We start from the raw sequence: 20,532 nt of genomic DNA, 5'->3' as shown, positions 1-20,532 counted from the left end.
CCTTACAGTTAACGGTGATATGCACTCAGGCTAACGTAAAGCTGTGTAAAATTTATTGAGCTAGACCATTAAAACCTAAAGATACTGATATAATTCTTTGGCGACAAATTCAGCAATCCAAGGCTGAGCTTCTGGTTTTGGATGCAGTCCATCGTTCATCATCCACTCCGGTTTGAGGATGATATGCTCTAGGAAAAACGGCAAAAGTGGCACGTTTTGTTGATCAGCAAGCGCTGCAAAAACGTACTCAAACTGTTGGTTGTAACGCTTACCGTAATTCGGTGGGATTTTAATCTTCATCATAATAGGTTTCGCGCCCGCAGCTTTTATCTGCTTAATGATTTGATCAAGATTCGCAGACATCAGCTTAGGTGGGAATCCACGAAGACCATCATTCGCACCGAGTTCGATAAGAACAGTGTCTGGGGCGTGTTCTTCAAGCAATTGTGGTAAACGAGCTAAGCCATTGCCAGTTGTGTCACCAGAAATACTTCCGTTGACCACGGTTACCGTTTTGTCATGCTTTGCTAACGCGTCTGGTAACAGGCTTGGCCAACTCTGTTTGATGTCCATGTTATAACCAGCACTCAAGCTATCACCAAGCACCAGTAACTTAGAATCTAACTCGGTATCTTGAGCCAAAGAAGCGGTTGAAAATATAATTAAGAATAAAAAGGAAATTAGTCGAGTCATGCATACATCCATCATTAAAGCAGAAGCTGTTTCGAAGACAGTGTCTACTAATCAAGAACATTTAACAATCTTAGAGCATGTTGATATCGATATTCGTGAGGGTGAAACGGTTGCGATCGTCGGTACTTCAGGTGCTGGTAAATCCACGTTAATGACACTGCTTGCAGGACTCGATGTGCCAACTTCTGGCGAAATCAGTTTGTTAGGCCAACCTCTATCACAGCTTGATGACGAAGCGAGAGCCAAAATCCGCAGTGAATCCGTTGGGTTTGTTTTCCAAAGCTTCTTATTGATCCCAAGCCTTTCTGCCCTGCAAAACGTCACGCTGCCTTGTTTGTTGAAAGGTGAAGACGAAGACATCGAACGCGCGACGGCTTTGCTTGAATCAGTGGGCTTGAAAGACAGGCTTGATCACCTGCCATCTCAGCTATCAGGCGGTGAACAACAAAGAGTCGCTTTAGCTCGCGCGTTTATGATCAAGCCAAAAATCCTTTTTGCTGATGAACCTACAGGCAACTTAGACCAACAAACGGCAGCGAAAATCGTCGAGCTGTTGTTCGAACTTAATTCATCGCACGGTACAACGCTTGTTCTCGTCACGCATGACCCTAAGCTCGCACAGCGTTGCCAACGAACCTTGAAAATGCATGTCGGTCACATAGAGGAAGTGTAAATTGAATTCATCACACGGACTGAACAAACGACTGTTTTCATGGAGTATCGAAGAGATTCGACATGGTCAGCTATGGCCGGTATCCATCGCTCTAACGCTCATTATAGCTTGTGTGTTCGCGCTTTCAGCTTTAGCTGAGCGTATGGAACAAGTGATCGTAAAGCAGGGCAAAGATGCGTTAACCGCCGACAGTGTATTTGTATCGGCAAACCCAATCCCACAACCTTTGTTAGATCTGACTCAGGTTGAACAGTTAGAAAGCTCTCAGTTAACTCGCTTCTCAACCATGGCATTCAGTGATAACTCGATGCAGTTGGTTACCGTTAAAGCCGTAGAGAGCAATTATCCTTTACGCGGCGAAATGATACTGCAAGGAGCAGATAGCGCGGTAAGCAATCATGTTGAACCGGGTGAATTGTGGCTTGATGAGCGTATATTTGCGCAGCTAGAGGTTGAAATTGGTGACAATGTCACTATTGGCGATGCCGATTTAAGAATTACAGGGCGTATCGCGCAAGAACCGGGCCTGAGTTTTAACCCTTTCCAACAAATGCCTGCTGTTCTGATTCACAATAATGATGTTGAAGCGACAGGCGCAATCCAACCAGGTAGCCGCGTTAGCTTTAGATTGTTTTTAAATGGTGATGAATCGAAACTCAAAGCAGCACAAGACAGTATCGAACTGACACCAAGTGATCGCTGGCGTACACAAGACTCAGCCAGTCGTACCAACGAGATGTTCGAAAGTACGACTCAATACTTATCGCTAACGGTTGCTATCGTTGTGATCATGGCTGCGACCACTTTGGTACTCACTTGCCAACATTATGTTGCGAGTCGTCGTAAAACCATTGCGATGCTTAAGAGTTTAGGGGCAAGCAAACAATGGATCATTAAATGGTTGTCTATACAGGTGTCTCTGTTGGTGGTTATTGGTGCAGTACTGGGAATTACCATCGGTATCGGCTTAGAATTTTTGCTTCGTATACCTCTGGGCGACTTATTACCAACACCACTTCCTAGCTATGGTATTGAACCTGTCATTTTGGCGATTTTATCAAGCATTCTCATTGGTGTGCCTGCTCTTGGTATTCCGTTAATTGGCTTGGTAAGCACTTCGGCAATCAGCGTGATTCAATCAAGTCACCAGTCTAATGAAAGCTACAAGAAATACCTGTTGTTGCTAGTACCTATTATTCCAATGATGCTGATGTACGGTGACAATCTGTTGGTATGGATAGTTCTAGCGGGTATCGCTTGCCTGTTCTTAGTACTCGCGATTGTCAGTACGTTTGTTCTGCGTTTGGTGGGTCAACTGCCGACGTCGACATCTATGCGCTTGGCATTGAGCCGAATTAATCGCACACCATTAGCAACAGGGATTCAATTTGGTTCTTTAGCGCTGTCTTTGATGCTGTTATCGATCATATGGCTAGTGAGAAGTGACTTGTTGTCAGATTGGCAGCAAACTTTGCCTGAAAACGCGCCAAATGCGTTTGCGCTGAATATTGCGAGCTATGAGAAAGACAGTTATCTCGAGACGATTGATGCAAACGAAGTAGAGCGTACTCAAGCGTTTCCAATTATACGAGGAAGGCTCACAACCATTAACGGCGTTGAGGCGGCGAAATACAGCGAGACCTCAGAAGAAACAGATGCACTAAGTCGTGAGATCAACTTCACTTGGGGAGATAGCCTGCCTGAGTACAATGAAGTATTAGAAGGCAGCTGGACACAAGAGCAGGGCGTATCTGTGGAATCCGATGTCGCAGAGCAACTTGGTTTGAAAATTGGCGATGATCTTTCATTCACAATCAACAGCCAGAACGTCTCTGCCAAGGTGAACAGCATCCGAAAAGTAGAATGGCGTGAAATGAAGCCAAACTTCTATTTCATTTTTACTCCCGATGTTTTGAGCGCTATTCCTTCTACTTGGTTGGTGAGCTTCAGATTAGAAGAGCAACACAACCAAATGCTCAACGAATTATCTCGAAATCACCCGACCGTGAGTTTGATGGACATTCGTAAAATGGGTAGCAAGATCCAAGAGTTGCTCAAACAGATTGTTTGGTCGATAACCGTACTTGCCGCGTTAGGTGTAGTGGCGGGGCTATTGCTTATCTTCACTCTGTTGCGACTGAGCTTATCTCAAAGACAACAAGAGATACGCTTGTACCGAACCTTAGGCGCGAGTAAGAAGCGTATTCTTAACACTATTTGGTGTGAATACGGGGTGATGGCGTTAGTAGCTGGCTCAATTGCTGCGCTAGGTTCTGAACTCAGTGTTGCAGGGGTAATGAACTTTGGCTTTGAGTTAGAACCTTCACTCCACCCAATACTGTGGATAGCGCTACCCGTGCTGACGTTTATCACATTGGCCGCGGTAGTGAATAGCTTAATCAAACGTTTGTTGGCACCAGTAAACAAGGATTTTGGCTAGTCGCTAGCGAGATCTCACAAATGCTTAAAACGGTCTAAAAGTGACATTACTTATACTTAGTCGTTCACTATTTATAAGACGTCTCTTTAGACCGCTTTTTATTTGACCAATGCGTAGCACAAGTTACGAACATCGCACCTTAATTTCCCGTTTTTTTAGTATTTTTTAAAATTAATTGCGCAATAATGCCGATTTAATGAACAGCGGTCAGTCCCTGTAAACAAAGGGTTTGCGCAACTTAGCAAGAACGTTATCAACAGTTATCCACAAAAACGGTGGATAACTTTAGGGATAAGTTAACATCTATGTTTTAAGAGTACTGAGGCAGCCTTTATGTGGCGTCACTTAGGACAAATGTGACGGTTATAATAACCTTTAAAACTCAATCTGGAGTTATTGAGTCAAGAGATTATTTAGGTTTTTTACATAGATATTAAATACTGCCTATCTAAGACCTTGATAAAAATGTGTTTTAATTCGTAGCAGAACAAAAGTAGAATAGCGGCAGTTAATCATATTCTACAGAACACGATGAACCACAACAAAACGGATACAAATCAGCCTTCTATTGCCATTGTTGGTGGTGGTATTGCCGGAACGACGAGCGCAATTCATTTTAGTGAGTTGGGTTATAAGGTCACTATTTTGGAAAAAGGACCGAGTTTGGTTAATGGTCCACCAATTTGCCATCTGCATGCTGGTGGCAATTTGTATCGAGATATTTCTGTAGAGCAGTGTCTTCAGTTGCTCACTCAGTCAATTGATACCGTCCGCTTGTTTCCCCATACGATCAATATTCGTCCGACAATTATCGCTGTTCCACACAGTGATGGTGGAGAGCCGTTGGATCTTCTTCCGCGCCTAAAGATAATCAAGAACGCTTATGCTGAGCTTGTTAATCAAGATAAAAGCAACCAAGTGCTTGGTAAACCGGAAGAGTATTACAAGCTGTATAGTAAAGAAGAGTTACTAGCACTTGCTGCTCAAACACAGCCTCTGAAACCAACATCGCTTGATGAATGGTGTATTCCTTTCGCTAAACATACGGATCTAGAAACCCTTAAGTATCCTGTTGCTATGGTTCAAGAGTATGGCTGGAGCGTATTCCGCTTATCAGCAACCGCTCAACTCTCTTTGGGGCAACAATCTAATTGTACCGTGTTAACCAACAGCCGATTACAATCTGTTGAATCGTTAGAGCAAGGTTGGTCTTTGACTTATACAGACGCTGAGAACCAAAGCTGTCACCTAACGACCGACTACTTGATTAATGCAAGTGGCTTTGAAACGGGCATCGTGGATGACTTTGTCGGTTCTAAGCAACAAAGGCTTGTTGAGTTCAAAGCCGCATACGTTACGCAGTGGCCGTATTCGCAAGAATGTAAGGAAGAGTGGCCAGAGGTTATCTTCCATGGCCCGAGAGGCACACCGCAAGGCATGGCTCAGTTAACACCGTACGCTGATGGTGTATTCCAACTTCACGGTATGACAGAAGGGATTACTCTATTTGAGGGTGGGCTTGTTTCATCATCAACAGATTCATCACAGCCTCAGTTGCCTTCTAAGCTTCTTAAGAAAATCGTATCAGGTTGGAGTGAAGAGCAGCTCGAATTAAGAACTCGCGCTGCGATAACGCATATGTCTCAGTTCATCCCAAGTTTTAGCTCTGCACTGGTAGGTGGTAAGCCTTTGTTCGGTGCACAGCAGATTCCGGGAACCGATCCGAGCTTAAGAGCTTCAGACGTGTCATTCTGTGGTGATCGCTATGCTCGACTTGAAGTAGTCAAAGCATCTTCAACCTTAGAGGCAGCGCAAAAGGTCGCTGAGCATTGGTTTGATGTCGCAGAGTCAGTATCGATTGAAAATACACACTCAGTGACAATGTCACTTAATCTAAAGAATATTGAGAATAAAGCGATAGATTTGACACAAGAACGCGGATACCCAGAAGCCCTTGCAAAGGTATCAGGCCAAGATCACGCTTAATACTCAGTCATAATCTACTACGCTAAACATCTTCAATTCGGCTTACTTTGACAGGTAAGCCGAACCTTCATTCAAACGCCAGCTAATATACCGAAAACCAACCGAACTACATCTTTAGGCAATTACTTTTAGCTACAGAGCAAGAACTAATAGCCGAAAAACTGAGCCCATTGGCACCAAACATCTTGTAATCCTAAGCGATCGCCTTTACTAAACGAGACTTTATGTCCAGGTTTGGCTTGTGCTAAGCGCGGTAAATCGATTCTGGCAACACATCCAATCTTCGGATAGCCACCAATGGTCTGTCTGTCATTAAGCAACACGATAGGTTGCCCATCTTGGGGGATTTGAATCGCACCTAAGGCAATGCCTTCTGACAATAGCGAAATATCAGGTGAATCAACCGATTCGCCACTCAGTCGATAACCCATGCGATTAGAATTTTGGTCAACGTGATACTGTACGTTATACAAAGTCGCTTTTGCTGACTCTGAGAACAGCTCGCTTTGATAGCCTTCAATCACTCGCAGGTTCACTGGTAGGTTGTAATTAGGCGTGTATCGGAAGGTGACACTCAACGCTTTAAACGGGCGAGAGAGTTGGTGTTGGGTAAAAGCAATGTGTTGCCCTTGCTGGCATGGCTGTCCATCTTGCGTTAATCCACCAATCTTTTCACGAGTCACCGTAGAACAGCTATGAAGAGTTGATGGAACATCGAAGCCACCCTTAACGGCTAAATACGCCCTTAGACCATTTTTAGGTAAACCAAATGAGAGGACTTGCCCTGAGAAAGCTTGAAAAGTACGCCAGTTCGACAGTGGTTTACCATCGAGCTGCGCTTGTAAATCGCCACCACATAATGCCATCTCACAATCAAAATCGATTCGTAACGCGCATTGCCCAAGCGTGATTTCCAACACTGCTTGGTTGACTGGGTTTCCGAGCAGGTGATTGGCCCAGCTATACGAGTAATCATCAACAGGGCCACCTTGTGTCAACCCGAGATGAGCGACACCAAATCGTCCGAAGTCTTGAATCAAACTCAACGGGCCGGGTTTAATCACTGTTAGTGTTGGTTTAGCTATTGTATTAACCATTAGCGACATCTCCACTAATCTCCATAAAACTAAGCTCAACAAATTCTTGTTTTGAAATCGCGATGAAACGGACTGTGTCACCGACATTAAGTCGAGACAGCGGCGTTTGCGTGGTATCAGCGTTCTTCAATTGGCTGTGATCAAACAGTGCTAGCGGGCAATTGCCAATAATATTCCAACCGCCCGGTGAGTCCGAAGGATACACCGCCGTTTTCGTATCCGCGATGGCGATGCTGCCTTTCGGTACTCTTAAGCGAGGGGTTGAATGACGAGGCAAAGCAAGCTCGTTGACCACATCAGACATAAACGCAAAGCCAGGGGTAAATCCAATCGCACTGACGCTGTATGTCTGTGAGGTGTGATATTGAATAATATCGTCGAGCGACATGCCTTTGGCTTGATATCGGTCTAAATCGAGTGCTGTTTCTGGTGAGTAATAAGCGGGAAGCTCGATAGTGTTACGCGTGTTACTAACACTAGAGAAGGACGAAATAGCATGACTCAACAAAGAGTTGAGTTGTTCAATGAGCTGATGTTCTGAAATTCGATAAGGTAGGTAATCCACCAATATTGTGTGATAAGCCGGTGTCACGTTCATTAATACTGACGCGAAATGTTGTCGAATGGCCTCAGAAAAGTGGGCCATGTATCGAGAATCATCTGCACTTGAACTGTGCTCTACACTTTGCGTCACGCTTGAAGTTAATGTAACGAGAACACTGCACTCTGCGACAGGGTCGATATTGAATTCAATCTTGTTCATCTTCATTTCGCTTCCATACTGATACGAAGAAATACGCTTTAAAGTACCATTCGTGCCAATCACAGCGTAATGAGCTTTGGTAATTGGCCATGGTTTCTTGTTTTGTGGTCTTATCTTATCGCTTTCTTTTAGCTAACCGCTTTCTAGCTTTCGCAATACTAATTAAAAGCGTTAAGGTCTTGTCTGATTTTTCTAATTAATGCGATGGATTGGGGGTTATCACCATGAACACAGATGGTATCGGCTTCAATAGGCAGTCTTTCACCTTCAATGGTCGTAACCGAACCGTAGTTAATGATTTGCATGACTTGGTTGTAGATGTCGTCTTGGTTGACGTAAACCGAGCCTTTTTGAGTTCGCGGCGATAACTGCCCATTATTCAAGTATGCACGGTCAGCAAACGCTTCAAACAAGAGGGGTAAGTCATGATCGTCAGCAATATCTAAATACTGCTGATTGTCTGACGAAGAGAGGATCATTAGGGGGATGTTAAATTCAGCAACGGCTTGGGCAACGGCATTAAACACATCAATGTTCGCCATCATATCGTTGTAAAGGGCACCATGAGGTTTCACATAACCAACAGAGGTGTGGTGATAGCGGCAAAGAGCCTGTAGTGCGCCAACTTGATAGCAAACCAGCTCACTGATCTCGTCCATGGTATGAGGAATAGAACGGCGACCAAACCCAACTAAATCTTGATAACCAGGGTGGGCACCAATTTGGGTGTGATAGTACTGCGCCAGTTTTATGGTCTTAGACATAACGTGCGGATCAGACGCGTGAAAGCCACAAGCGATGTTTGCCATATCGACCCATTCCATGACCGACTCGTCATCGCCCATCTTCCAATTGCCGAAACTTTCTCCCATGTCGCAATTAAGCAAAATCTTCGTTGTCACGTGGTGCTAACCCTTTACGTTGAGGTGAGTAATGACGGTCTTATAAATACCATAAATAAACAGTGACCTAACTCAAATTTTCGACACCAAGAACTGCATTTACTATGAGGTCACGGCATGTATCAAACCCGCTAAAGAATGGATTGTGAAAAATGCTTCCTTTCATCAATGACGTATAGAAACTATGGTTAAAGATAATTGAAAAACAAGTGTTCGACAAACAGCGCTTCATCTATTTTGTTTCCGGTTTAGGGAGCAAACGTAAGGTGATGAATCATATGGCGACATTGATGTAATTCTGAAGGTTGGCGCTGAGGTGTACGTCTAAGTGAAATTCAAGGTAAAGGTCAGTTTTCGTTCTCTCGTGCGGTGTATCTGCCATAGGCGTTTGTGACTCAACCCTAAGCTGTTGTATCATAAGAGGTAGGTTGAGTGTTTTTAATTAAAAGGTCCGCTAAACATGAATGTTTTAGTTACAGGTGGCATGGGCTACATTGGTAGCCACACAAGTATCCAGATGATTAACGCAGGTATGACACCTGTGCTTTTCGATAACTTATACAACAGTAAACCAAGCGTTTTAGAACGTATCGAAAAAGTATCTGGCGTTCGTCCTGATTTCATTGAAGGTGACATTCGTGATAAAGCGCTTTTAACTGAAACTATGAAGAAACACAATATTGAAGCTGTTATTCATTTTGCGGGCCTGAAAGCGGTTGGCGAGTCTGTTGCCAAACCTCTCGAATACTACGACAACAATGTAAATGGCACGTTAGTCCTTGTCGATGCAATGCGTGACGCTGACGTAAAGACATTAGTATTCAGCTCTTCAGCAACAGTTTATGGCGATCCTGCTAGTGTTCCTATCACAGAAGATTTTCCCACAAGCGCAACCAATCCTTACGGTCGTAGCAAGCTCATGGTTGAAGAGTGCTTAACTGACTTCCAAAAGGCTAACCCCGATTGGAGCATTACGTTATTACGTTACTTTAACCCCGTAGGTTCACACCCAAGTGGTGAACTCGGTGAAGACCCAAGTGGTATTCCAAACAACCTAATGCCATTTGTATCTCAAGTTGCAGTTGGCCGACGTGAATTCCTATCTGTATTTGGTAGTGATTACCCAACAAAGGATGGCACTGGTGTTCGTGATTACATCCACGTTATGGATCTGTCTGATGGACACATTGCAGCACTTGAGAAAGTAGGGCGTAAAAACGGTCTTCACATCTATAACCTAGGTACTGGCAACGGTTCAAGTGTATTAGATATGGTTAAAGCCTTCGAGAAAGCGAGCGGCCAAGCGATACCTTATAAACTCGTTGAGCGTCGTCCTGGTGATATCGCAGAGTGTTGGGCCGACCCAGCGAAAGCTCAGAAAGAACTGGGGTGGAATGCGACACGCACACTGGCTGAAATGAGTGAAGATACATGGCGCTGGCAATCAACAAATCCTGATGGTTTCCCTGGTTAATTAAGTGATTTCATGAATAGTTAACGTACAAAAAGATGCTCTAGGGCATCTTTTTTGATCTAAATCGAATAAAAAATGATTTGGTGGTTAAAAAGTATCATTCTGTATCGGTTGTTGTTATCATGCTCGCGAATTATATGTTTAATGTTAATTTTCTTTGGAGTTAATCATGGAACTAGGCCTAATCATCACTTTCATCATTGCTGCTGCAGTAATGGTTAAGAAAGAAATGGCAGAGAAATAATTTCACTTTACCCCTTTTTGATACAACTTTTAGTGAAATAACAAAAGCCAGCTTATCGTAAGCTGGCTTTTTAATTTCTACAGTCTTTTTTGTATGGCTTTATTTTGGAACGACCTAGATCTTTAATCACCTAGGTCCTCAATAAACTTAGCTCTACAACGAACTAGATTTCTAACCAGTTAGAACTCGTAGTTTGCAGATATACCCCAGTTACGACCCGGCTGAGACTTAATATCGGTGTTGAACTTAGAATCGTGCCCACGGCCTGACATGTCATTGTACAGCCAATATTTTTTGTCTAATGCGTTGAATAGACCCGCTCGCAAGGTTAAATCCGTGACAGGGCGGTAATAAGCAGTCAAATCAACAACTGTGTATCCAGCCACGTTTACGTTGTCATCAGAGTTCCACTCATCTTTCGCAGCAACCATTTTAATATTTAAAGCTGAACCGAAAGTCTCGCGTTCGATACCAAGACCTAGCGTACCCGTTAGTGGTGCTACTGAATCAATGGATTTACCTGTAGATTTATCTTCACCATCAGCATAAGCGACCGCTAAACGAGTGTAGGTACCAAATGGTGCGTCTAACAAAGTGTCTAGATTAATCGTTGAAGAAAGCTCTGCACCATAGATAGTTACTTTATCTAAGTTCTCTTTGGTGTATACGTCTTTACCGCCTTGTTTGCCCGTTTTCGTCTGGTTAATGAAATCAGAGTAATCAGTGTAGAAAGTGCTTAGTTCAAAGCGAGCATGTTCATTATTGCCACGAAGACCAAGCTCGTAAGAGATACTTCTTTCGGCTTTCAAGTTAGGGTTAGCTTCAATGATGGCACCTCGAGTATAGAAGTAGTAGAGGTCGTAAACTGAAGGTGCTTTAAACCCTTGCCCAACTTGACCAAATACCGATAGGTTATCATTGATGTGGTAAACTGAACCTAGCTTAGCTGTGACGGCGTCATCTTTATTCTTCTCATATTGAGTCTTGTAGCCTTCATCCGTTGATGGGGCAGCAACAAATGAGTCATAACGAAGACCGCCAGTTACAATCAACTTGTCTTCCATGAAAAATGCTTGGTCTTGAACAAACACACCCCATTGCGTTATTTCTGCATCAGGGATACCAGTGCTACCCGGTGTAACAGTGCCTCGGTCAAACTTATGGTCGTAGTTTTCGAGCTCAAAGTCATTCTTCAGGTATGTGAAACCATATGTGAATTCGTGATCCGCACCATCAATATTCACTAGCTTAGAAAGCTGTGTATCAACTTGCATGTTTACATCAGAAGCATCACGCTCACGAAGTCGACGTCCGTTGAAGCGAGTTGTATCGTAGTTTTTATTCAGAGTACTTGAGTCTTGGTAACTTAGAGACCAGTCTAAAGAGTCAGCAATTGAAGAGCTTAGCTTAAGCTGTTGTTCCAATGTTGCACGAAAACGTTTGTTGGTGTCTTTGTTGTAATTATCAGTATATACAAAGCCCGGCATAAGCTGATAGCCATTGTAGTTTAGCTCATCTTCATCATATTGACGTTGGTAATGCTCAACCGTAATACCAACCTTATTTGAATCTGATACATTGTAGAATGCTTTGGCTAGGATATTACTTAATTCCGTATCTGCTGGGTTCTCTGCACCACGATCTGGACCTTGAACTTCGCTTCCTGATGAATGAGTTTCTGTCTCGTGGCCTTGAGCGTATGTCGCCATAACGATCGTTTCTAACTTATCTTTACGCATCGCCCAAGAAACTGTGTTCTTGAACTGTTCATCTGCAGATGTATAGGTAGATTTGATGCCAAAACGGTTTTCATCCCCGTCAGTTCTAAGCATATCCTCTGGATTTTTAGTTCTTAGCAGTACTGCACCACCAATGGCATCTGAACCGTAAAGCGTAGAAGCAGGGCCTTTATTCACCTCTATGACACTTAATGTATCGACTTCGATCGCATTCGAATATTTACGTTGCTCAGAAGCGCCAGGGTTATATGGTGTAGGTTGTTGAACTCCATCTACCATAAGTTTAACGCGATCACCTTCAACACCGCGGATGTTAAAGCCTGAAATACCAAAACGGCCACCGCCTTGAGCTTCTACTCCTGGCGTGTATTGAAGAGCTTGCTTTATGTCGCTAGACATTTGATTATCTATATCTTTTGCAGATACAGACTCAATTGAGCTTGAAACGTCTTCTTTGTTTTGTTCAGTACGCGTTGCTGATACAACAACCTCGTCAAATAGGGCATAATCTTCAGCAAAGGCTGATGTTGATGAAAGCGCTAAAACGATTGAAGCAGAGAGTAGGGATTGCTTATACATCTGATAGTTACCTTAGTTCCATAATATCATCTTGATTTGCGAAAGATGATATTGGATCTAAATGATAATTACTATTATTTGCATTTAAATAATTTTCAATATTATCAACTAATTCATAATTAGCGTCATTAAACACATGTATTAAAAAGAGTTTTTCAGTTCCATTCACTACGTGAATGCTTCTCTTTTTGTGATTAAGATCTCACTTACAAAGTAGGAAAGTTATGCATAGCCCAATAACACTTGAAGCCTTACACATATTAGATGCCATTGATCGTCGTGGAAGCTTCGCGGCAGCGGCTAATGAAATGGACCGAGCACCTTCTTCATTGAGTTATCAAATCCAGAAGCTAGAACAAGACTTAGATATTATGATTTTTGATCGCTCAGGCCACCGTGCAAATTTCACGGAAGCGGGGCAGTTAATATTAGAGCAAGGAAGGATCATTCTTGGTGCCACTGAACAGCTCGTTAATGACGCGAGTATTCTTGCCAATGGCTGGGAGTTGGATTTAACGATTGCCTTTGATGGCATTATTCCGATTGCTAATTTCTTCCCATTAGTCGATGAACTCGGAAAAATAAGTAAAACTAGGGTTCGATTACAAGAAGAGATTCTAGCTGGATGTTGGGAATCTCTTTCAGACGGCCGAGCTGATTTATTGGTGTGCCCAAAGGTTGACACCATACCAAACGATATGAAAAGTGACATTATCGGTAAGATGGAAATGGTATGGGTTGCAGCATCAAATCACTACGTTCATAAGCGTTCTGGTGATTTCGACCAAAAGGCGAGAGAAAGTTACAGGGTTATCGCAATTGCAGATACAGCGCGTGACCAACCTGCATTAAGCATCAATATTCTAGAAAAGCAGCCACGTTTAACCGTAACAAGCTTCCCAGCCAAGGTAGAGGCTCTAACTGCAGGGTTAGGGATCGGCACCTTACCGAATAGTGTAGCTAAACCTTTGATTGAATCTGGCGTTCTACAACAGATTTCGGGTACCGAACCACAGCTTATCGACATCGTAATGGCTTGGCGACGTAACAAAATGGGCGACGCCAAGTCTTGGTGTATTCAACACCTAAAAAAAACATGGGCGTTAAAGTAACGGCAACACCATATCTGCAGTGCCGTCTTCAAAACTGATATCTAGCTCGAAGCCCAACTTCTGGGCTAGTGTCAGCATCCCTCGGTTGGTCGGCATCGTCATACCCGACATCTGCTTGGTCTGCTTTGTACGACAGTAGTCAATAACCTTAGTCATCAAAATGCGACCTAATCCGACGCCTTTCAGATCGGAACGTATCAGAATAGCAAACTCTGCATCGGTGTTCTCTGGGTTAATCAGCGCTCTCGATACGCCAATAATCGCGGGTACGCCTTGTTCCTTTCGAACGACCACAAATGCAATTTCTCTATCAAAGTCAATCTGAGTAAAGTTAGCCAACGCCTCATGATTGAATTCACCCACATCACTAAAGAAACGCTTGTAAAGGTCTTCTTTGGATACACGATGAATAAAATCAGCATGAAGCGGCTCGTCTTCAGGAAGGAGCGGGCGTAACAACACCTCAGTGCCGTCCTTAAGTACGATATTCTCTTCCAATTCGACTGGATAAGGGCGAATCGCAAGACGTTCTTGAGGATCGCCTTGGTATGCTTTCAAGATGATATCGGCATCTAATATCGTGAACTTGTCTCCGTTGGCCAGTACTGGATGGATATCCAAATCATGTATTTCAGGGCAATCTACTACCATCTGAGATATACGCACCAACAATTCAGAGAGACCTTCAATATCAATCGGGTTAGGTAGTTTTTGCAGACGAATCTTGCCGCTTTTTATCGCTCGAATGATCAAGTAACGCGCCAGTGTCATATTGAGTGGTGGAAAGGCTGCAGCAGCGTCAATGGATTCATCCCATTCAGAACCTCCTTGACCAAGTAAAATGATAGGACCAAAGGTTTCGTCCGTTGTCACTTTTACACGTAGCTCCTGCCCGCCGGCGAGTTTGGCCATTCCTTGAATTAACAAGCCATGAATATGCGCAGTAGGGAACGACAGTTGAGAGCGATCGAGAATCGCCTGAGCCGCATTGGCGACTTCATTGCTGTTTCTTAAATTAAGCATGACTCCTTGCACGTCCGACTTATGTGCAATGTCTGGCGAACGTAGTTTAACTGCGACTGGGTAACCAATCGTTTCGGCAATATGTACCGCTTCACTTGGGTCAGAAGCTATCCAAGTTGGTAATACATCTAGGTTGAAGTGCTTGAAAAATTGGCTATTTTGATGCGTATCAAGGCTAACTGTGTCTTTATCCAGTAGTTGTCGTTCTATCCAATTTTTTGCATCTGCTAGATCTTCAATATGGACTTTTTCTGCCGTGGTTGGCGTTTCCATTAACTGACGTTGGTTACGTCTGTACTCGACCAAGTGCATGAATGCGACTACTGAACTTTCAGGTGTTCGATAGGTTGGGAAACCCGCTTCGGTAAACAACTTTCGTGCTGGCTTTGCTGTTAGCTCACCAGACCAATTCGTTAGAATGTTAAATCGCTTGTGGCGAGGATGCTTTTTAATGGCTTCAATAATTCGTTCAGCTGTTTTAGCTGAATGTGCGATCGCAGAAGGGCTGTGCATGATAAGAATCGCATCCGCTTCATCACCATCTAACAAGATGTTTATCGTATCGATATAACGTTGCTCACCGGCGTCACCAACAATATCGATTGGATTACTCTGAGACCAACTCAATGGCAAAACCTTATTGAGTTTCTCTAGCGTATCTTCAGAAAACTCGGCAAGTTTACCACCACGGTCAAAAAGGGTATCCACCGCCATGATCGCTGGGCCGCCCCCATTGGTCACAATAGCCAAGCGCTCTCCACGTAGTGGTACTGAATGAGTCAGAGTCTCTACCGCTGCAAACAGTTCATGTAAGTTCTTAACTCGCAACATGCCGCTGCGTCGGATCGCTGAGTCATAGATAATATCTAACGTATCGGCACCGCCAGTATGTAGCATGGCCGCCGCCCGGCCTTTAGCGGTTCGCCCGCCTTTTAACACTAGAATTCGTCTATTACGTGACGCAGCACGCGCAGCAGAGATAAAGCGCCTCGCATCTTTAATACTATCAACATAAAGCAATATTGCTTCGGTGTGAGAGTCGGTACTCAGATAATCCAACAGCTCTGAGAATTCTATGTCACTGCCATTACCTATCGAGATAAACGCCGAGAAGCCGATCTCTTTATCGTTCGCCCAATCTAGAATCGTTGTACACACTGCAGCGGATTGAGAAACAAAGGCGATTTTACCTGGCAGCGCCGTCACCGGAGAAAAAGAGGCATTCAAATTTAACCACGGGACAATAACTCCCAAGCTATTGGAACCAAGTACCCGAATATTGTTTGCTTTGGCTATTGCAATACATCTCTCATCAAACGTTTCACCGCTATCACTTTGCTGTTGCATGTCGGAGGAGAGCACAATGACGGAAGCGATACCTTTCTCGGCCAACTCTTCAAAAATAGCCACATTGCGTGTCGCATTAGTGCACAAAATAGCAAGGTCAGGCACGATAGGTAGCGACAAGATGTTTTTGTAAGAGAGGACGCCTGCGACAGAATCGTATTTTGGTGTTACCGGCATCACCGCACCTTTAAAATCCCCGTGTAACAGATTGTTCATGACGATATATCCTGCACGCGTTTCTCGTTGAGATGCACCAACAACAGCGATTGAACGGGGTTTAAGTAGGGGATCAAGATGATTCATAGACATATCCTAGCAATGCACGTAAGTTCATCGTAACTTACTTTTCATTCACGGGTTGATGGCAAATTCACCGAATTAAGATGAATAAGCAGACACTGCATAAAGTTTGTGAAATAGGTCACCCACTAATGGTGTATAATCTCAAAGTTAACTTGATTCTAAACCGACGTATCGGCATGATTTATAGTAATTATTATTAAGGATATAGAGCTTTCCATGAAAAAACTTGCAATTGTGACTTTGCCACTGCTCTTGGCTGCATGTGTATCTGACAACTACGTTACCAATGTAACGTCAGATAGCTATCAAGAAGAGTTCAAAACGGCTAAAGTTGAAGCTCCAGTTGTATCTCAATCTGAGCAGACTGCCGTTGTTGAAGAGAACGTGGTCAACGTTGTCAGAACCACACCTGTAGAACAAAAAATCACTCACACGACTAGAGCTAAGCCGGTTGCAACAATTACAGCTCCAACCAAGAAGCAACAAGACATGAACCAACGCTTTGGTTACACAGTTCAAGTTGTTGCTGTTGGCAGCCAAGCCAAAGTCGATTCTTTTGTAAAAATGCTACCAACCACTTCCCAGCCAATTTGGGAAAACTACAAAATGGTTAACGGCACGAAGTGGTTCACTGTACTTTACGGTGACTACGCGACACGCTTAGACGCTAAAAAGGCGATTTCATCTTTGCCGAGCAGTTTTCAAAACTTAAAGCCATTCGTTAAGAGCATTGATGATATCAAGAACTCTGAATACCCAACGCTTAACAAGTTAAACTAAGTTTTAAATCATAAAGAAGGAGCAAATGCTCCTTCTTTTGTTTTATGACGGTTAGTTTTGTTTAATAGTTAATCGCTCACTCCTTAGATGACGATTTTAGCATTCAAAACACTGTACCTATTTCGACTTTTGTTTATCATTGAAGTCAGTATTCCTAGTTTCAAGGACCGAATTTACCCATGAACACCACAAACATCCTTCTACTTTGCGGCGGTGGATCTTCAGAGCATGAAGTGTCGATCGTTTCAGCCAATTACCTTTTTGAACAACTTAATAGCGTTGCAGATTTTAACGTTGTGAGAGTTGAAATTAAAAACGAAGGCTGGTGTCTTGATTCTGGTGAGTTGGTTTATCTTGATATTAACGATCAAACCTTACGTGGCGACAACTTAGAATCAAAAGTCGATTTCATTGTTCCATGTATTCATGGTTTCCCGGGCGAAACAGGTGACATTCAATCACTGTTTGAAATGGCTAAGATTCCGTACCTAGGTTGTGGTTCTGAAGCAAGCAACAACAGCTTCAATAAAATCACATCAAAACTTTGGTACGACGCTCTGGGTATCCCAAATACGCCTTATCTGTTCTTATCCGACAACACTGAACTAGCTCATGCACAGGCGACACAAGCCTTTGAAAGTTGGGGGAAAGTGTTCGTCAAAGCGGCTCGTCAGGGATCTTCCGTTGGCTGTTACCAAGTCAATCAAGCAGAAGAATTAAGCGGAGCAATCAACAAGGCATTTACCTTCTCTGATCAAGTGCTTATTGAGAAATCCGTGGTGCCAAGAGAGCTAGAAGTTGCCGCTTATGAAATCGATGGCGAGCTACAGATAAGCAAGCCAGGCGAGGTGATTGCACCTAATGGCGCATTTTACTCTTACGAAGAGAAGTACAGTGCAGACAGCCACTCAATTACTGAAGTTGAAGCAACTAACTTAACCGATGAACAGCGTGAATTGATTGCAGACAGCGCCCGCAAGGTATTCACGCAGATGAAGCTTCGTCACTTGTCTCGTATCGATTTCTTCTTAACACAAGACAATGAGATCTACCTGAACGAAGTGAATACCTTCCCAGGTATGACGCCAATTTCCATGTTCCCAAAAATGGTTGAACATGACGGCCACAAATTCAGCCAGTTCTTAGAAAACTGCGTGAGAACAAGCATTTTTTAGTTCACCCAAAATATCTTAGCCGTTTTATATAACTCATTAGATAACAAATAGCGACTTGAGCTTATCTACCAAGGCGCTATTTGTTTTTAAGTCGGAAGCTTTTGGTTTGCAAAGTCAGTTGATTGACTTAACAATCTGCCTATAAAAAAACCGTAGATAAACAAGCCGCCTCTTAACAAAGCCATCAGCTCATTGCCAAGGGATTAGTGCTTTAAACTTCATCTTCTCACTCTCAGAGGTACCCGAATAACCCACATATTGCGCAGGCATTGCAGGGCTGAGCCAACGACCAAAATCTTGAATTTCTCTCACCTTAAGGCCTTGTTTCGATAGTTCTTGTGCGGCACCTACACGAATAGAGTTCCCGGAGAAATGGTGGTTGTCAGCCAATTGAAGTAAGTCACTTGCTCTTCTCAATATTCTGTAGATCGACGAATCATCTAAAGCTTGCAGACTGATATTTTCATGTTTATCTATCGCACGAAATACAGGCAACTCGTCTTGTGTTCCGGTAAACGAAAACCAACGCTCAAGTGCGGCGCTTGCTACTCGCGATAGCCTATACACTGAACCTTTTATTGTAATCTGGTAGTCATTCTCAACGCTCTCCACATTATCCATCGACAACGCCTTTAGTTCAGACCGCTTTAAAGCACACTCGAACATCACATTATAAATCGCGATATCTCTGATCTCTTTTAAGCTCGATTTCTCATGGGAAAGTAACGTGTTTAACTCTGTGAGGTGTGCGGATGTCATGGCATTGGTTTGTTTAGCGTCGCCAGCCATTCGAGATTGCAAGTGGAGCAGGGTAAAACGAACTTGCCTATGCTTGATTGGGTTAGCAAAGCTCAACACAGTATGCAACAAGCTAAGTGTTGCAGTGTAACGTTTCAAAGACGCGAATTTTCTTTCACTGGATTCAGTCTCAAGAAAACGCCGAACAGCAGTGATGGATGCTGGAAGTGTGTTAATACGATTTTTAGTACAGAATGCATGGTAGCGATTCCAATCACTGGAGATACCCAACAAGGAGTTTCGAGAGTACTGATATCCTGTTAACTCATCTATAATTTCAATTGTCGCGTGGCTGTTTAATTTTTCAACAAATGAATTAATTATCACAGAGTCCGATAAAATAGGGACTTTTTTTCTCAAATTACCGTACCTCAACAGGTGTTTTTGCCATATTATGCTTGATATCATTAGAAGTATACTTATGATTAACGTAATGAAAACAAAACGATGATCAATGGATATGGCAAATTCAGTTTACCGAGGCGTTCCTCTACAATCAGCGGATGCAAACAACACCGTTTGGCGTGCCAAGCTAAAAAACAACATTATTCAAGGTAATTTACCTGCTGTGAAAAAGAGTATTGATTGGTGGATTGATACTGCGACCCTTATTGACCCGAAAGAATTCACAGCGTTAAACAAGTCGAGGGCGTCTGGTGGTGGCTTAGCTGAAAACTTCCATGGTTACCAAATTAAAAATGATAGCGGTGAGCCTAACGCTTGGTATTGCATGTTTAACGGGCGCCTAATTAAAGGTGGCAAGATTGCAATCCAGCGTCATATAGAGGCTTTCTTACTCGCAAAACAAAAAGCAGCACAGCAAAAGAAGTAAAATTATGAGCCTAGTATATTCAACTGAAACAGGTCGTATTAAACCTGAAGAAGAGAAAATCCAGCGCCCTAAAGGCGATGGTATTGTTCGAATCCAAAAAGAAACAAAAGGCCGTAAAGGTAAAGGCGTTTCTATCGTAACAGGCTTAGACCTAGATGACGCACCATTAAAACTCATGGCTGCGGAACTGAAAAAAGTATGTGGCTGTGGCGGCTCAGTAAAAGATGGCAACATCGAGATTCAAGGCGACGCTCGTGACAAGCTCAAAGCGCATCTTGAAAAGAAAGGCTACAAAGTTAAATTTGCTGGCGGTTAAGCTCTAACTAATGCCAGGGGTAAAATCGAAGATTATTATCACTGGTTATTAGGTATTTTATGGTAAATAGCCACTCTGGTTAAATACACAGTAGAATTCAGAGAGTACCGATACAACATAAAGGCAGGGCATCGCATAAAGATACCTGCCTTATAAACACCAAACTCAATTTAACATAACGTACATAATACGCACTAAGAGTGTAGGCGCAAAGTTGTAATGTCACTTTTTAGCAAAGTTAAAATGTCTCTTTTTT

General features: G+C 43.1%; 16 protein-coding genes. 9 read left to right on the top strand and 7 right to left on the bottom strand.

The features are described 5' to 3' along the window. Positions 1-75: 75 nt before the first annotated feature. A complete protein-coding gene (locus ACED53_RS07370; RefSeq protein WP_009845333.1) occupies positions 76-693 on the bottom strand; it encodes an arylesterase in 618 nt (205 codons plus the stop codon). Here ACED53_RS07370 and ACED53_RS07365 point away from each other — a divergent pair. From ACED53_RS07365 to ACED53_RS07355, 3 genes are all read left to right on the top strand, one after another. Beyond that, positions 692-1,366, top strand: a complete 675-nt coding sequence (locus ACED53_RS07365; RefSeq protein WP_009845334.1) for an ABC transporter ATP-binding protein — start codon at positions 692-694, stop codon at positions 1,364-1,366. The genes ACED53_RS07370 and ACED53_RS07365 overlap by 2 nt on opposite strands. Before the next feature lies 1 nt (position 1,367). Continuing rightward, positions 1,368-3,806: an ABC transporter permease gene (locus ACED53_RS07360; protein ID WP_017100548.1), complete on the top strand. Its 2,439-nt coding sequence runs from the start codon at positions 1,368-1,370 to the stop codon at positions 3,804-3,806. 531 nt (positions 3,807-4,337) lie between these two features. Next, positions 4,338-5,792, top strand: coding sequence for an FAD-dependent oxidoreductase (locus ACED53_RS07355; protein WP_017100549.1), 1,455 nt, complete (start codon positions 4,338-4,340; stop codon positions 5,790-5,792). A 146-nt stretch (positions 5,793-5,938) separates the two neighbouring features. Here the strand turns inward: ACED53_RS07355 and ACED53_RS07350 are convergent, their stop codons facing one another. The 3 genes from ACED53_RS07350 to ACED53_RS07340 all read right to left on the bottom strand — a co-directional run bounded on the left by ACED53_RS07350 (position 5,939) and on the right by ACED53_RS07340 (position 8,554). Continuing rightward, on the bottom strand, positions 5,939-6,889 hold the full coding sequence (locus ACED53_RS07350; protein WP_029222767.1) for a biotin-dependent carboxyltransferase family protein: 951 nt from the start codon (positions 6,887-6,889) through the stop codon (positions 5,939-5,941). Further along, the gene (locus tag ACED53_RS07345; RefSeq protein ID WP_017100551.1) at positions 6,882-7,658 is read right to left on the bottom strand and encodes an allophanate hydrolase subunit 1; all 777 of its coding nucleotides are present in this window, start codon (positions 7,656-7,658) and stop codon (positions 6,882-6,884) included. Before ACED53_RS07345 ends, ACED53_RS07350 begins: the two co-directional genes overlap by 8 nt. Before the next feature lie 152 nt (positions 7,659-7,810). Further along, positions 7,811-8,554 (bottom strand): 5-oxoprolinase subunit PxpA, encoded by a 744-nt coding sequence (locus ACED53_RS07340; RefSeq protein WP_029223943.1) that lies wholly within the window; start codon positions 8,552-8,554, stop codon positions 7,811-7,813. 460 nt (positions 8,555-9,014) lie between these two features. Between ACED53_RS07340 and galE the strand changes: the two genes are divergently transcribed. Then, complete coding sequence (gene galE / locus ACED53_RS07335; protein WP_017100552.1) at positions 9,015-10,028, top strand: UDP-glucose 4-epimerase GalE; 1,014 nt, start codon at positions 9,015-9,017, stop codon at positions 10,026-10,028. A gap of 423 nt (positions 10,029-10,451) precedes the next feature. Here the strand turns inward: galE and ACED53_RS07330 are convergent, their stop codons facing one another. Further along, positions 10,452-12,590, bottom strand: a complete 2,139-nt coding sequence (locus ACED53_RS07330) for a TonB-dependent hemoglobin/transferrin/lactoferrin family receptor (protein ID WP_017100553.1) — start codon at positions 12,588-12,590, stop codon at positions 10,452-10,454. 224 nt (positions 12,591-12,814) lie between these two features. On the opposite strand from ACED53_RS07330, the gene ACED53_RS07325 reads away from it, so the two are divergent. Then, positions 12,815-13,702 (top strand): LysR family transcriptional regulator, encoded by an 888-nt coding sequence (locus tag ACED53_RS07325; RefSeq protein WP_017100554.1) that lies wholly within the window; start codon positions 12,815-12,817, stop codon positions 13,700-13,702. On the opposite strand, the gene ACED53_RS07320 is transcribed toward ACED53_RS07325, so the two are convergent. Further along, positions 13,694-16,375 (bottom strand): bifunctional acetate--CoA ligase family protein/GNAT family N-acetyltransferase, encoded by a 2,682-nt coding sequence (locus ACED53_RS07320; RefSeq protein WP_017100555.1) that lies wholly within the window; start codon positions 16,373-16,375, stop codon positions 13,694-13,696. The genes ACED53_RS07325 and ACED53_RS07320 overlap by 9 nt on opposite strands. Before the next feature lie 216 nt (positions 16,376-16,591). On the opposite strand from ACED53_RS07320, the gene ACED53_RS07315 reads away from it, so the two are divergent. After that, the gene (locus tag ACED53_RS07315; protein ID WP_009845372.1) at positions 16,592-17,155 is read left to right on the top strand and encodes an SPOR domain-containing protein; all 564 of its coding nucleotides are present in this window, start codon (positions 16,592-16,594) and stop codon (positions 17,153-17,155) included. Between the two features lie 179 nt (positions 17,156-17,334). Beyond that, positions 17,335-18,330, top strand: coding sequence for a D-alanine--D-alanine ligase (locus ACED53_RS07310; RefSeq protein WP_017100556.1), 996 nt, complete (start codon positions 17,335-17,337; stop codon positions 18,328-18,330). Between the two features lie 189 nt (positions 18,331-18,519). Here ACED53_RS07310 and ACED53_RS07305 read toward each other — a convergent pair whose 3' ends face one another. After that, positions 18,520-19,488, bottom strand: coding sequence for a tyrosine-type recombinase/integrase (locus tag ACED53_RS07305; protein WP_017100557.1), 969 nt, complete (start codon positions 19,486-19,488; stop codon positions 18,520-18,522). 100 nt (positions 19,489-19,588) lie between these two features. Here ACED53_RS07305 and ACED53_RS07300 point away from each other — a divergent pair, with 100 nt between their 5' ends. After that, a complete protein-coding gene (locus tag ACED53_RS07300; RefSeq protein WP_029222765.1) occupies positions 19,589-19,960 on the top strand; it encodes a DUF3319 domain-containing protein in 372 nt (123 codons plus the stop codon). 4 nt (positions 19,961-19,964) lie between these two features. After that, entirely contained in the window at positions 19,965-20,276 is a 312-nt protein-coding gene (yciH, locus tag ACED53_RS07295) for a stress response translation initiation inhibitor YciH (RefSeq protein WP_012600635.1), read from the top strand. Positions 20,277-20,532 lie beyond the last annotated feature (256 nt).

Source organism: Vibrio sp. 1F169, from assembly GCF_041439605.1.
Lineage (GTDB): Bacteria > Pseudomonadota > Gammaproteobacteria > Enterobacterales > Vibrionaceae > Vibrio > Vibrio tasmaniensis_A.
The sequence above is the reverse complement of the archived record's forward strand: the minus strand, read 5'-3'. Positions and strand labels throughout refer to the sequence as shown.

Coding starts and splice junctions, on each gene's coding strand:
- ACED53_RS07365 (WP_009845334.1), top strand. CDS start 692: ATGCATACATCCATCATTAAAGCAGAAGCTGTTTCGAAGACAGTGTCT.
- ACED53_RS07350 (WP_029222767.1), bottom strand. CDS start 6,889: ATGGTTAATACAATAGCTAAACCAACACTAACAGTGATTAAACCCGGC.
- ACED53_RS07300 (WP_029222765.1), top strand. CDS start 19,589: ATGGCAAATTCAGTTTACCGAGGCGTTCCTCTACAATCAGCGGATGCA.
- ACED53_RS07345 (WP_017100551.1), bottom strand. CDS start 7,658: ATGAAGATGAACAAGATTGAATTCAATATCGACCCTGTCGCAGAGTGC.
- yciH (WP_012600635.1), top strand. CDS start 19,965: ATGAGCCTAGTATATTCAACTGAAACAGGTCGTATTAAACCTGAAGAA.
- ACED53_RS07330 (WP_017100553.1), bottom strand. CDS start 12,590: ATGTATAAGCAATCCCTACTCTCTGCTTCAATCGTTTTAGCGCTTTCA.
- ACED53_RS07325 (WP_017100554.1), top strand. CDS start 12,815: ATGCATAGCCCAATAACACTTGAAGCCTTACACATATTAGATGCCATT.
- ACED53_RS07355 (WP_017100549.1), top strand. CDS start 4,338: ATGAACCACAACAAAACGGATACAAATCAGCCTTCTATTGCCATTGTT.
- ACED53_RS07370 (WP_009845333.1), bottom strand. CDS start 693: ATGACTCGACTAATTTCCTTTTTATTCTTAATTATATTTTCAACCGCT.
- ACED53_RS07315 (WP_009845372.1), top strand. CDS start 16,592: ATGAAAAAACTTGCAATTGTGACTTTGCCACTGCTCTTGGCTGCATGT.
- ACED53_RS07310 (WP_017100556.1), top strand. CDS start 17,335: ATGAACACCACAAACATCCTTCTACTTTGCGGCGGTGGATCTTCAGAG.
- galE (WP_017100552.1), top strand. CDS start 9,015: ATGAATGTTTTAGTTACAGGTGGCATGGGCTACATTGGTAGCCACACA.
- ACED53_RS07320 (WP_017100555.1), bottom strand. CDS start 16,375: ATGAATCATCTTGATCCCCTACTTAAACCCCGTTCAATCGCTGTTGTT.